Origin of the sequence: Austwickia chelonae NBRC 105200 (assembly GCF_000298175.1) — a bacterium.
Classification (GTDB): domain Bacteria; phylum Actinomycetota; class Actinomycetes; order Actinomycetales; family Dermatophilaceae; genus Austwickia; species Austwickia chelonae.
Genome location: NZ_BAGZ01000004.1, coordinates 81,480 through 95,099, shown reverse-complemented (window position 1 = coordinate 95,099; position 13,620 = coordinate 81,480). Strand labels below are relative to the sequence as shown.

Below are 13,620 nucleotides of genomic sequence, written 5' to 3'. Positions count from 1 at the left end.
TCGTTCATGACGATAGCGAGTGCAGTGCTCCGGGGCCTCCCCCGTGCTGCGATTCGCTGGCCGCCAGACCGGATCTGCGCTTCTGGTCCGATCCTTCGATCAGAAGTTACCCAGCCGAGGACCATTCTCCCGCCTCTGTAGCTACTTCGTTATCCCCCAAGGTCCTTGAAGCTGCTTCGATCCTGGGTCGGCAGGCCCCGGACGGCTCCCTCGGGGCATGATGGACGGAACGGCATCGCACCGGATGCGCGCTGGACGACGACGTGAGCACACCAGGAGGGTTCCGCATGTCCGAGCAGACCGTACCGGCCTCCGCGGAAGGGCCGGCCGGGCCAGGGGAGGACATCGCGGCGGGCAACCGTGCCGCGCAGGACGCCCCGCCCCGGATCGGCGTGTTGACGAGCGGCGGAGATGCCCAGGGCATGAATGCGGCCGTGCGCGCCGTGGTGCGGACCGGTATCCACCTGGGCGTCGAGGTCTACGCCATCACCGAAGGCTGGCAGGGCGCGGTCGACGGCGGCGACGGGATCCGCCCGATGGGGTGGGAGGACGTCAGCAACATCCTCAACAGCGGGGGGACGCTCATCGGGACGGCCCGCTGCCAGGCCTTCCGCGAACGGGAAGGACAGCTCAGGGCAGCCCGCCATCTCCTCGCCCACGGCATCGACCGGCTGGTCGTCATCGGAGGCGACGGCTCGCTCACCGGGACGAACGAGTTCCGCCGCAACTGGCCCGGACTCGTCGAGGAACTGGTCGCCCGCGGTGAGATCACCCCGGAGACCGCCGCGGCACATCCGTCCCTGATGATCGCCGGGCTGGTCGGCTCCATCGACAACGACATGGTCGGCACCGACATGACCATCGGCGCTGATTCCGCGCTGCACCGCATCGTCGACGCCATCGACGCGATCTCCTCCACCGCGGCCTCCCACCAGCGCAGCTTCGTCATCGAGGTGATGGGGCGTCACTGCGGATACCTGCCGTTGATGGCGGCGATCGCCGGCGGCTGCGACTACGTCTTCATCCCGGAGAATCCGCCCGAGGACGGATGGGAGGACGACCTGTGCGTCAAACTCCGGGCCGGACGTGCCGCCGGCCGACGCGACTCGATGGTGCTGGTCGCCGAGGGGGCACAGGACCGCCACGGGAATCCCATCAAAGCCGAACAGGTCAAGGAGATCCTGGCCGAACGACTCGGCGAGGACACCAGGGTCACCATCCTCGGACACGTCCAACGCGGTGGAAGCCCCAGCGCCTACGACCGGTGGATGTCGACCCTGCTGGGTTACGCCGCCGTCCACGAGGTCCTCGAGGCCACCGCCGAGTCCACCGCCCACGTGCTCGGGGTGCGGCACAACCGGCTCGCCCGGATCCCCCTGGTCGAATCGGTCGCCGCGACCAGAGCCGTGGCCGACCACATCGCCGCCGGTGACTACGAGAAAGCGATGGCGGCCCGCGGCGGGAGCTTCCGACGGATGGTCGACGTCTTCGCCACCATGAGCCGCCCACCCACCGACGAGGACACCGCCCGCGCCCACCACGGCGCCAAGAGGGTGGCGATCATGCACGTCGGCGGGCTCGCCCCGGGCATGAACACCGCAGCCCGGGCCGCCGTCCGCCTGGGCATCGACGCCGGGCTCGACATGGTCGGGGTGCACGGCTCCTTCAAAGGACTCCTCGACGGAGATATCCGCCCGCTGAGCTGGGGAGACGCCGAAGGATGGGTCGGCGACGGCGGCGCCGAACTGGGAACCCGCCGCACCGTGCCCGGCATCGAACACCTGTACTCCATCGGGCGGGCCATCGAAAAACACGAGATCGACGCCCTGCTGCTCATCGGCGGATATGACGCCTACGAGGCCGCCGCACTGCTGGTCCGCGAACGCGAACGCTATCCGGCCTTCGCGATCCCCATCGTCTGCGTCCCGGCCACCATCGACAACAACTGCCCCGGCGCGGAACTGTCCATCGGCGCGGACACGGCACTGAACAACATCGTCTGGGCGATGGACCGCATCAAACAGTCCGCCTCGGCGGCGCGGCGCTGCTTCGTCGTGGAGACGATGGGGCGCCGGTGCGGTTACCTGGCGCTCATGTCCGGCCTGGCCGGCGGCGCCGAACGGGTCTACCTCCACGAGGAGGGCATCACCCTGTCCGATCTGCAGAGCGACGTCGACCGGATGTTGGATGCCTTCCGCGACGGGCGGCGACTCTTCCTGGCCGTGCGCAACGAGGAGGCCTCGGAGATGTACACCACCGACTTCCTCGCCCGCCTGTTCGAACAGGAGGGCGCCGACCTGTTCGACGTCCGCCAGGCCGTGCTCGGACATCTTCAACAGGGCGGCAGCCCCTCGGCCTTCGACCGGCTCCTGGCGACCCGGCTCGTCCAGGAGGCGATCGACGACCTGTCCGGCCAGTTGGAAGCCGGGACGGCCGAGGGCCGCTATCTGGGTTACATGGTCGGGGAGACCGAACGTCGGCCACTGGCCCATTTCGACGAGGACGTCGACCGGGCGAACCGCCGCCCCCGCGAACAATGGTGGCTCGACCTGAAACCTGCCGTGGCCGCCGTCGCCGAGCCGTTCGCCAGTCCCGACGAGGAACGCCTGCCGATCCTGCCTGCCGACCAGGGGTGAATGACTGAAAACTTCACTCTCTCGACATTTGTCGTGACACACTGTCCTGGCGCCAGCGTCGGCGCGACGCACCAGAGGGGGGCAGCATGAGCAGCGGAAACGATGCGTACGAGAGGGCGGGGGAGAGTCAGCCGTCGACCCGGCCACCGGCGATGACCGGTCTCAGCTGGGCCGTCGCCGTCTTGGTGGTGCTCGCGGAACTGTGTCGTGCCGGATCCGACTTTGTCCAGATGAGCTCCCTCGCGAACCCGGCGTACCTGGTGAGCGCGTGGCTCCCGCCGGCCCTGGCCGGGCTTGCCGTGTCGGTCGCTTCCGCGGTGCTGCTGCTACGGCCCGGATGGGCCCGCCTCGGATGGGGAGCGCTCGCCACCGCTGTCGTGACCCATGCGACCTATCAGATCCTGTGGTTGCTCTTCCTGCCCTTCGGCGGCTCTAAAGCGCCCGGTCGGTGGGTGTTGCCTGATGCGGTCTCCCTGGCCCTGTACGTCGTCGCTCTCGCACTCCTGCTGCACCCGAGACTTCGGGAAGGCCTGCTCCACGACGCCGGGCGGTGGTCGTGGGAGGTCGCCTGGGGTGGGCTGGGCTGGGTGACAGCGCACGCTCTGCTCCAAACCCTGCTGTACTCGGCCGCCCAGTCCAATGCCGCGGTGCCGCCGTCTCTGCTGCACGGCCTGGCGGTCCTTCCCGCAGGCTTCGCCATGGCGATTCACCGCCGCGGCGGTCCATGGCAGATCACCGCCGCACTCGGCGCCCTGGCGACGATCCTGCCGCTGCTGCGGTCGGTCCTGGCGGCGCAGCAGCTCGGCACGTTCTCGAAGCTGGGGCCGACGATCATCGGTGGGCTGCTGGCCGCCGCCTGGACAATCCTGCTGGTGTACCGCTCCGCGGACTCTCCGGTGGCAGCCCCGCACGGGAGCGAGACCGGACCCGCCGAGCCGGCACCCCCGGGAGGCGTCGTTCAGGAGACGGCGGCCACGGGCGATGACGGGTCCGCGACGGCCCCCGAGCCGTCGTCGGACGTCCGGCTGCAGCGGCGGCTGCTGCGCACCGCAGCCGCGGTGCTGATCCTGGCCCGTACCCAGGCGCTGATCATGATGGTCATCCTGGCCGTGGCCATGGGTGGCGGCGGCGGTGCCGTCATGGCCGTGATCATGTTCATCCCGAGTGCAGTGGTCCTGATCATCGTCGCGATCGCCTGGCGCGCGCGGCTGGCGCTGGGCTGGGGTGCGGTCATGACGCACGCCTCCGCCAGTTTGCTCCAATGGGGGGCGCTGACGGTGCTCACGCTCACCGCTCGCGTGCTCGATCCCCGCGGCGGGACATCAACCGACCGAGAAGGGATCTTCGTCATCGGTCTGGTCATACCGACCGTCTCGGTGCTCCTGCTCTGCTTCACGCGCGTCGTGCAGGTGGTCCGGGACGGCGGTGCCACGGCCCGTACGGTGATGCTTCGGGGCGCGGCCGTGACCGCGCTTCTCCACGGCCTGATCACCTTCATGCTCGGCGGACGCACCGTCCCCGGCAATGTCGACCCGTTCGGCTTCCTGGGGGCGGTGGCCTGTCTCGTGCTCGCCGGGGTGATCGTCGCGGTGCCACGGCCCCGCCGGGTCCTGGCGTTCGCGGTCACGGGAGCGGGTGTCGCCGCGGCTGCGGGCCAGCTGAATATCGGCGCGGACGGGGCCGCGATGGGTTCGACATTCGGGGTGATCCCACCGGGCTGGTCGTTCATCGTGATCGCAGGTCTCGCGGGATGGGCGTGGTGGCGCGACACCGCCGAACGGCCCGCGACGCACCGCACCCCGGAGGTGTCCGAGCCGGTCGTCTGACGGAACCGGCTCTGCCTGCGCCGCCGTCGAGCTGAGGTGGCGCGGGGCCTCGCACCGGGTGACGCGAGGCCCGACGGCCAGCCGGGGCGAGATCCTCTCAGCCGCCGGTCGTGACGCTCAGGACCACCTTGCCGCGCGCGTGACCGTCCTCCACGATCCGGTGCGCCTCGGCAGCCTCCGCCAACGGCAGGGCATGCCCCACCTCGACGGTGAGCCGCCCGTCGGCCACCCGCTCGGCCAAGGCCACCAACCGGGAACGATCCGGGACGATCGCGGGCACGGACACGTCGATCCCACGCCGGCGAGCCGGGTCCAGGTCGGCCAGCGACGGCAGGATCACCAACCTTCCGCCCTCCTTGAGGTGGTCCATCGACGGCCCGTACGTGCCGAAGTAGACCCCGTCGACGATGACATCCGGGTGAGGGGTCGCCGTCGTGAAGTCGGCACCGGTGTAGTCGACATGCACCGCCCCCCACGACTCGATCAGGTCGCTCTTGCCTGCGCTCGCGGTGGCGTAGACGGTGGCTCCGGCTTCGACGGCCAGTTGGACGACGAACTGGCCGACGCCGCCTGCGCCCCCGTGCACCAGCACGGTGTCACCGGCGGTGATCTTCGCCAGGTCGTGGACGGCGGTCCACGCGGTCAGCCCGGCCAGGGCCGTCCCGGCGAGGAGGTGGTCGTCGACGCCCTCGGGGGCGGGGGCCAGGCAGTCGGCGGGGAGGACGACGTAGTCGGCGTAGCAGCCGGCTCGATGCCGTAGCGGGGCCATCCCGAAGACGCGGGTGCCGACGGCGAGGTCGCTGTCCGGTCCGGCGGCGTCCACGACGCCGCAGCATTCACGGCCGAGGACCAGGGGGAAGTCGTCCGGTCCGAAATCCTTCACCAGGCCGGAGGACCCGTCCCGGATCTTGTAGTCCAGCGGGTTCACCCCGGCGGCGGTGACCCGGACCCGGACCTCTCCGGGGCCGGGGTCCGCCACGGGCAGGTCGACGATGTGCATCTCTTCGGGCGACCCGAAACGGTCGATGGCTACGGCGCGCATGTCCGCAGTCTGCCAGGGCGGCCCGGGCCGGCGGCGTCCGGCGTCGCGGGGTGTCCCGGTGCGGGCGGTCCACGGGCGGCGGGGCGCCCGGACGATGCGGGAGGAATCGGAACGGCCGGATCGTTCCTGGTCGTCGTATGCGATTCGTCGCGGCAGCGTGCACACTACGTCAGTGACCGACGACATGGACGTCACCCGGGACCGTTGGGCCCGTCGCCTCTGTTCACCTTCAGGAGGACCCATGAAGGCCGCCCCCTCCGGCGTGGAACGCCGCAGCATCGACGTCATCCCCGCTGGTGAACGACATGGTCGGCCGATGAGTCAGTTCACCCTGTGGTTCGGCGCGAATATGCAGATCACCGCGTTGGTCGACGGCGCCTTGGCCGTGGTCTTCGGTGCCGACGCGCTGTGGGCCATCATCGGGTTGACCCTGGGGAATATGCTCGGCGGCGCGGTGATGGCCCTGCATTCGGCGCAGGGGCCGAGGTTGGGTCTGCCGCAGATGATCTCGAGCCGGGCCCAGTTCGGGGTGGTCGGGGCGATCGTGCCTCTGGTCCTGGTGGTCCTGATGTACCTGGGTTTCGCGTCCACCGGGACGGTGCTCTCTGGGCAGGCCATCAACCGGATGGTCGGGGCCAGCTCGCCGGCCTTCGGCATCGTGGTCTTCGGGGTGATCACCGCGGTGGTGGCCATCGTCGGATACCGGTGGATCCACGCCCTGGGCCGGGTGGCGACCGTCACCGGTATCGCCGGGTGGCTGTGGCTGGCGTACAAGCTGTTCACCTCCCACGACGTGGCCTCCTTCTTCACGGCGCCCTCGTTCGACATCGTGACCTTCCTGCTGGCGATCTCCTTGGGCGCCGGCTGGCAGCTCACGTACGGCCCTTATGTGGCGGACTATTCGCGTTATCTGCCGCAGGACACCCCGGACCGGGTGACCTTCTGGGCGACTTTCTCCGGCAGCGTGCTGGGGTCGTCGTGGTCGATGGCCCTGGGTGTGCTGATCGCCTCGGTGCCCGGGTCGGGTTTCCTGAAGAACCAGGTCGGTTTCCTCGGGGATCTCTCCGGCGGGGGCGCCATCGCGATCGTGCTCTACCTGGTCATCGTGATCGGCAAGCTCACCGTCAACACCCTGAACGCGTACGGCGGTTCGATGACGATGTTGACCACGGTGTCGGCCTTCCAACGTTCGGCCGTGATCCCGGCGATGTGGCGGGCGGTCTGGATCTGCGTGTTCATCGTGGCTTCGGTGCTGGTGGCCCTGTTGGCCAGCGCGGACTTCCTCAACAACTTCAAGAACTTCGTCCTGGTGCTGTTGATGGTCTTCACCCCGTGGAGCGCCATCAACCTGGTCGACTACTACCTGGTCAGCCGCGAACGGGTGGACATCCCCGCCCTGTACGACCCGAAGGGCCGGTACGGTGCGTGGAACTGGCCGACGTTGGCGATCTATCTGCTCGGTGTGCTCGCGCAGATCCCCTTCCTCGCCCAGACCATGTACACCGGTCCGTTGACGAAGATGCTCGGCGGCACCGACATCTCCTGGATCGTGGGTCTGGTGTTGACCGCGGTCGTCTACTACCCGGTGGCGAAACGCACCCAGGACGTCCCGGAGACGATGATCTTCCCGGCCGGTTCGGGGCTCGGCCCGGCCGAGTCGCCGGTCGGTGACGCCGCACCGGACGGTGCCATCCCCGTCGAGAAGGTCGGCGAGGGGCAGGACGCCCGGCCCTGAACGGGGACGGCGGGGGCGGCGGGTCAGCTGCCGCCCCCGCCGGGTTCAGGCCTTGGCCTGCAGATTGTTCTTGATGAAATCCATCACCGTGGCATCGGCGAGGGTGGTCACATCCCCGATCTCACGGTTCTCCGCGACATCGCGCAGCAGACGGCGCATGATCTTGCCCGACCGGGTCTTGGGCAGTTCGGAGACGACCATGATCGACCGCGGTTTGGCGATCGCTCCGATCTCCTGGCCGACATGCGCCTTCAGCTCTGCGACCAGGGCCTCCTCGTCGCCGCCCGTCGCATCGCCCCGCAGGATCACGAAAGCGACCACGGCCTGACCGGTCATGTCGTCGCTCGCTCCGACCACCGCGGCCTCGGCGACCTTCGGGTGGCTGACCAGTGCTGATTCGATCTCGGAGGTGGACAGTCGGTGGCCGGAGACATTCATCACGTCGTCGACCCGGCCGAGTACCCAGATATTGCCGTCCTCGTCCTTCTTCGCGCCGTCACCGGCGAAGTAGAGGTGTTCCCATCTGGACCAGTAGGTGTCCCGGTAGCGTTGCGGGTCGCCCCAGATGCCGCGGAGCATCGCCGGCCACGGCTCGGTGATGACCAGATAACCGCCTTCGCCGTTGCCGACGGGGCGGGCGTCGTCGTCGACGACCTCCGCGACGATCCCCGGGACGGCGGTCTGCGCGGACCCCGGGCACAAGGTGGTGAGCCCCGGCAGGGGAGAGATCATGATCGCCCCGGTCTCGGTCTGCCACCACGTGTCCACGATGGGCGCCCGCCCGCCTCCGATGTGCTCCCGGTACCACATCCAGGCCTCGGGATTGATGGGTTCACCCACCGATCCGAGGATGCGGATCCGGTTCAGGTCGTACTGCGCCGGGATGTCCGCACCCCATTTCATGAAGGTGCGGATCGCGGTCGGCGCCGTGTAGAGGATGGTCACGCCGTACTGCTGGCAGATCTCCCACCACCGTCCCTGGTGCGGGGAGTCGGGGGTGCCCTCGTACATGACCTGGGTCGCCCCGTTGGCCATCGGCCCGTAGACGACATAACTGTGCCCGGTGACCCAGCCGATGTCGGCCGTGCACCAGTACACATCGGTCTCGGGGTGGAGGTCGTGCACGACCCGGTGGGTGTACGCCGACTGCACCAGGTACCCCCCGGTGGTGTGCAGGATGCCCTTCGGTTTTCCCGTCGTCCCGGAGGTGTAGAGGATGAACAGCGGATGTTCGGCGTCCACCGTCCGCGGGGGGCATTCGGGGGACGCCGCGGCCACGGCCTCGTGCCACCAGACGTCGCGGCCCTCGTCCCAGGCCACCTGGGTGCCGCAACGGTCGACGACCAGCACCTTGTGCACCGGTGAATCCTCCGCCGCGACGGCCTGGTCCACCGCCGGCTTCAAGGGGGACGGTCTGCCCCGCCGGAAACCGGCATCCGCGGTGACCACGACCTTCGCCTGGGCGTCGGCGATGCGGCTCCGCAAGGCGTCCGCGGAGAAACCACCGAAGACCACCGAGTGCGGGGCCCCGAGCCGGGCGCAGGCCAGCATCGTGACGGCCGCCTCCGGGATCATCGGCAGGTAGATCATCACCACATCGCCCTTGCCGACCCCCAGGTCGGTCAAGGCGTTGGCACACCGGGCGACCTCGGCCTGGAGCTCGGCATAGGTGATGTCACGGGTGTCGCCCGGTTCTCCCACGAAATGGATGGCGACCCGGTCGCCGTGGCCGGCCTCCACGTGGCGGTCGACGCAGTTGTACGACGCGTTCAGTTCGCCGCCGACGAACCATTTCGCGAACGGCGCCTGCGACCAGTCGAGGACCTGCTCGAAATCCTTCGCCCAGGTGACGTACTCACGGCCGCGGTCGGCCCAGAAGGTCTCCAGGTCGTTCTCGGCCTGGGTGAGGAGTTCACGTCGGCCGTTGGCGAAGGCGGCCACGTCCTCGTCGGGCGGAAAACGTCGGTCCTCGTGGAGAAGATGGGACAGGGTCTCTTCGGCCACCGGAGCCTCCTGGGAAGACGTACGTCATCGGACATCTCGATCTTTCCCGGAGGGGAGGACATGAACGCCGGTGCACCCCGCAGGCAGGCGACGGAACAGACGGCTGGGGCGTTGAACGGGCCCGTCACCGGACCGGATCGACGCCCCAGCCGGATGATCAGGGAACGTAGCAGCGGCTGCGCAGCGCGGTGCTCTTCTCGTACGGGCCGTAGGAGCTGTACGTGTCCTGGCACCACTTCACGGCGTCCTGCCGGGTCTTCCACTCGGGGTTGGTGACGACCGTCGACCACACCTGGCGGCCGCCCTTCTCCGTCCAGGACATCAACTTCGCGCTGGGGAAGGTCGCCTGGTGGGCCTTGTGCGCGGCCAGGATGTCAGCGGCGGTCCACGTCTTGGAACCGGACGGCGGGGTGACGAAGTTGTCCTGGGCGCCCACCCAACGGATCTGCAGATAGGCCATCGGACGACCCTGCGCAGGGACACCTGCGGCATCGGAGGTGCTGAGCTTGCTCAACACGGACAGGGTGCCTTCCTCACCGGGAGCGGGAGTCTCCGCAGGGGCGCCGGTCTCCTTGGACGTCGGTTTGGGCGTCGATGGCGCTGCCACCCCGGCCGGGGTACGGTCGGCGCCGGGTTCTGCGCCCTTGGCCGTCTCCTGTCCGGCCTTGTCCTCGCCGGGCTTCTCGACGTCCTTGTCGGCGGCCTTGTCGTCCTGCCCCTTCTCGGCCGGCTTGGGCTCCCCGGCCGGTGCCGTCGCCGACTTCTCCTCGGGTTTCGCACCCGGGGAACGACCGTCGGTGTTCCCGCCGGGCTTGGACGTCTGGCCTGCGCCGGCGGGCGAGGCGCTGGAGGTGTGGCCGGCCTTGGCGGCCACCGCGCTGGAACTGGTGCCTCGGGTCGCATTGTGCAAGGTCCAGGTGGAGGTCCCGATCGCCAGGACGAGCATCACCGCGGCACCGATCAACACGATCGGTGCGTAACGGTACTCGTCCTGGGCCTGCTCCGGGTCGGGCGTATCGGCAACCCCGTCGGCATCAGAGTCGAAGTAGTCGTGGCGACGTGTCGGATCGCTCATCGGGGTCCTCCTGCGTGGGTGTCCCGGGTCGTGCCGGGTCGGCGGGCTCCGTCATCAAAATGGTGCTGTCGATCTCGTCGGGAGATCATCCGGGCGACTCCTGGTCGGGTCGGCCGGGCGCGCACCGGTCATCCACGATCGACATGGACGAAGACTTCACTGGTGGCGCTGCGCTTTCTGCTGGTCTTCCTCGTGACATCCGTGGCGTTCAGGGAATCGGCCGCCGTTCCGTTCCGCACGGACGGGCGGACGAGTATCTCGCCACGGACGGGCAGTGGCCGCTGCGGGCAGACCGGTGAGTGATCCGACACAGCCGCGACCGCGCTGCCGAGCCTCTTCCTCTCCTACCCCACGGATATCAGCGGCGGCGAATAGCCGGACACCGGAACGACCGTCGAGCGCGGGAAGAAAAAGGGCACCCCCCGACCATAGCCGACCGTCCAACTTCGATGTCGGTGGGTCAGCACACTGGATCGACGACAATACCCCGGCGGACCACTTGCGCCCGAGGCGAACCCGCTCTCAGGGCCGGACGGGCCCCGTCCTCGGGCAGGGCCCCGCCCTCACATCCGGTCGTCGTCCCCCCGAGCCAGGTTCAAGGACTCCGGAGCATGCAGACGCACGAAGACACGCATCACGTCCGCCGGGACCTGTGCCCTCGTCACCCAGGACACCACGACAGCCGTGACGAAGGCCGACGGGACCGTCCACGCCGCGGGCTGCGCGGCCAGCAGGAGCGGCCACCCGGACAGGCCGACCCCCGAGACGGTCACCACCGCCGCCGTCAACGAGGTCACCGCACCCACCGTCATCCCCACACCCACCCCGGCCGCGGTCGCACCCCGCCACCACACCCCCAACACCAGCAACGGACAGAAGGTCGACGCCGTCAACGCGAAGGCCAGACCCACCGTGGTCGCCAGGGAAGCACCCTCGGTGCCCAACAGGAGCAGACAGGGGATCGCCGTCGCCAGGAGCGTCGACAACCGGAAACTCGTGATCCCGTCGTCCTCCGCACCATGACGCACCCCCAACAGAGGACGGACCACGTCCTGGTCGAGCACCCCCGCCACCGCCAGGGTCAGCCCGGACGCCGTCGACAGGAAAGCCGCGAAGGCACCGGCGGCGACCACCGCCGTCAACAACTCGCCCACCGCGCCGGGCACCGCCGCCTGGGGCAACAGGAGCACCACCGTGTCGGAGACGAACTCCCCAGAGGACGTCGGCAGATGGATCCTCCCCACCATCCCGTAGATCGGAGGGAACAGGTAGAAGACCGACAACAGCGCGATCACCGCGACGGTCGTCCGCCGCGCCTGACGCCCGTCGGGATTGGTGTAGAAACGCACCACGATGTGCGGCAGACCCATCGTCCCCAGACATAGGGCCAACAAACTGCTGTACGTCAGGTACAGGGAGGACACCGTGGAATCGGGATGGCCCGGCATCCGCCCCTGGAAGGACCAACCCATCGGCGGGGTCGGCTGACCGCCCCGCATCCACAGCCACACCACGACCACCGCAGGCACCGCGATGGCCACCAACTTCACCCAGTAGTGCACCGCCTGGATGAGGGTCAACGAACGCATCCCCCCGGCCATCACGTTCGCCGCCACCACCACCGACACCACCGCGCCCCCGCACCACGCCGGGGCACCGGTCAACGCCCGTAACGCCAGCCCCGCCCCCTGGAGCTGCGGCAACAGATAGACCCAACCGGTGATCACCACGAGCGCGGTGCACAGGGCACGCAACCGGGCACTGCCCAACCTGATCTCCGCGAAATCGGGCAGGGTGTACGCCCCGGAGCGCCGCAAGGGGGCCGCCACGAAGATCAACAACATCAAGAAGCCCAGCGTGTACCCCACCGGGACCCACAGCATGTCCAGACCGGTCAGGAAGACCAACCCGGCCACACCCAGGAAAGATGCCGCGGAAAGATACTCACCGCCGATGGCGGCGGCATTCCACGAACTCGACACCGCCCGCCCGGCGACATAGAAGTCACTGGTGGTCCGCGACCAGCGCAGACCGAAACCCCCCACCGCCACGGTCACCACACAGACCGCGACGACCGCCACCACCGACAGCGAACCGGTCACCGCCGTCGCACCAGATCGTGGAAGTCCTGTTCGACCCGCTCCGCAGCCCGGGTGTACGAGCGGGCCACCATCAGCAGGAAGGGGTAGAGCACCCCACCGACCAACACCCAACGCAAGGGCACCGGCCCGATCTGCACCTGCGCGAGCCCCGGCAGGAGAGCCAGCAACGCGGGCAGGATGCCCACCGCGACCACCACCCCACCGAGCACCACCAGGGACAGCCTCAGCTGCGCCCGCACCAACGAGGTGACATAGACCTCACCCAGGTCGGTCTGCTCACCGATCTCGCTGCTCAACGAACGACGCGGCGCGCGCCGACGGGCCTGACTGCGGGGCGAGGTGACCCGCACCCGCCGGGACACATCCCCGCGGGACAGTTGGTGCGTCGGCCGGGGGCCACCCCTCGAGTGCGGGGTCAGGGGCGTTCCTGACCGGGCAGGCGCAGCAGGCGCTCGCGCAGTTCACGGGTGTGCCGGCGGCTCACCTGGAGTTCGATGCCGTCGAGGACGACGACGCAGCGTCCTCGTTCGGTACGGACCTGGGTGACGGCGGGCAGGGAGACCAGGGTGCTGCGGTGGATGCGGACGAAACCTGCCGCGGCCCACCGTTCCTCCAGGGTCGTGAGGGAGACGCGGATGAGGTGGCTGGTGGTGCGCGTGTGCAGGCGGGCGTAGTCGCCCTGGGCCTGGACGTAGATGATGTCGCTGCGTTGGACGAAGGTGGTGACCCCGCCCAGTTCGACCGGGATGGTCTCGTCCTCGGGCGCCGGCACGGACGAGGAGGAGGTGCCATTGCTCCGGGCGGCGACGACCCGGCGTACGGCTTCGGAGAGACGTTCTTCCCGGATCGGTTTGACCAGGTAGTCGGTCGCGGACACCTCGAAGGCGTCGACGGCGTGCTTCTCGTAGGCGGTGACGAAGACCACTTGTGGTTTTTCGGCGAAACGGCCGAGGACGCGGGCCAGTTCGAGCCCGTCCAATCCGGGCATGCTGATATCGCAGAAAACGACGTCTGCGGTGGCTGCGTCGAGGGCGCGTAAAGCATCGGCGCCACTTTGTGCCGTGCGTACGTCGGCTATCCGTTCGTCTTGATTCAACAGCCACGCCAGTTCATTCAGCGCCGGCATCTCGTCGTCGACGACGAGAACCGACAGGCCGTCCTTTCCGGTCCGGGTGGCTTCCGTAGTCATGCGTTGAGCGT

The 13,620-nt window shown here is 68.9% G+C and carries 9 protein-coding genes; 3 read left to right on the top strand and 6 right to left on the bottom strand.

The features are described from left to right. The first annotated feature begins 287 nt into the window (after positions 1–287). Together AUCHE_RS03005 and AUCHE_RS03000 are read left to right on the top strand one after the other, a co-directional pair. Positions 288–2,636 carry a 6-phosphofructokinase gene (locus AUCHE_RS03005; protein ID WP_006501792.1) on the top strand — a complete coding sequence of 783 codons (2,349 nt, stop codon included), beginning with the start codon at positions 288–290 and terminating at the stop codon, positions 2,634–2,636. 86 nt (positions 2,637–2,722) lie between these two features. Next, a complete protein-coding gene (locus tag AUCHE_RS03000; protein WP_006501791.1) occupies positions 2,723–4,462 on the top strand; it encodes a hypothetical protein in 1,740 nt (579 codons plus the stop codon). 97 nt (positions 4,463–4,559) lie between these two features. Here AUCHE_RS03000 and AUCHE_RS02995 read toward each other — a convergent pair whose 3' ends face one another. Continuing rightward, positions 4,560–5,690, bottom strand: a complete 1,131-nt coding sequence (locus AUCHE_RS02995) for an NADP-dependent oxidoreductase (protein WP_245706850.1) — start codon at positions 5,688–5,690, stop codon at positions 4,560–4,562. A gap of 55 nt (positions 5,691–5,745) precedes the next feature. Between AUCHE_RS02995 and AUCHE_RS02990 the strand changes: the two genes are divergently transcribed. Further along, a complete protein-coding gene (locus tag AUCHE_RS02990; RefSeq protein WP_006501789.1) occupies positions 5,746–7,239 on the top strand; it encodes a purine-cytosine permease family protein in 1,494 nt (497 codons plus the stop codon). Positions 7,240–7,284: 45 nt separating this feature from the next. Here AUCHE_RS02990 and acs read toward each other — a convergent pair whose 3' ends face one another. The 5 genes from acs to AUCHE_RS02965 form a co-directional block, all read right to left on the bottom strand. After that, on the bottom strand, positions 7,285–9,243 hold the full coding sequence (gene acs, locus AUCHE_RS02985; protein WP_006501788.1) for an acetate--CoA ligase: 1,959 nt from the start codon (positions 9,241–9,243) through the stop codon (positions 7,285–7,287). Positions 9,244–9,400: 157 nt separating this feature from the next. After that, a complete protein-coding gene (locus AUCHE_RS02980) occupies positions 9,401–10,318 on the bottom strand; it encodes a hypothetical protein (protein WP_006501787.1) in 918 nt (305 codons plus the stop codon). A gap of 563 nt (positions 10,319–10,881) precedes the next feature. Next, positions 10,882–12,420 (bottom strand): sodium/solute symporter, encoded by a 1,539-nt coding sequence (locus tag AUCHE_RS02975; protein ID WP_006501786.1) that lies wholly within the window; start codon positions 12,418–12,420, stop codon positions 10,882–10,884. Continuing rightward, on the bottom strand, positions 12,417–12,782 hold the full coding sequence (locus tag AUCHE_RS02970; protein ID WP_217994340.1) for a hypothetical protein: 366 nt from the start codon (positions 12,780–12,782) through the stop codon (positions 12,417–12,419). Before AUCHE_RS02970 ends, AUCHE_RS02975 begins: the two co-directional genes overlap by 4 nt. Positions 12,783–12,835: 53 nt before the next feature. Then, positions 12,836–13,609: a LytR/AlgR family response regulator transcription factor gene (locus tag AUCHE_RS02965; protein ID WP_006501784.1), complete on the bottom strand. Its 774-nt coding sequence runs from the start codon at positions 13,607–13,609 to the stop codon at positions 12,836–12,838. Between the last annotated feature and the right edge of the window lie 11 nt (positions 13,610–13,620).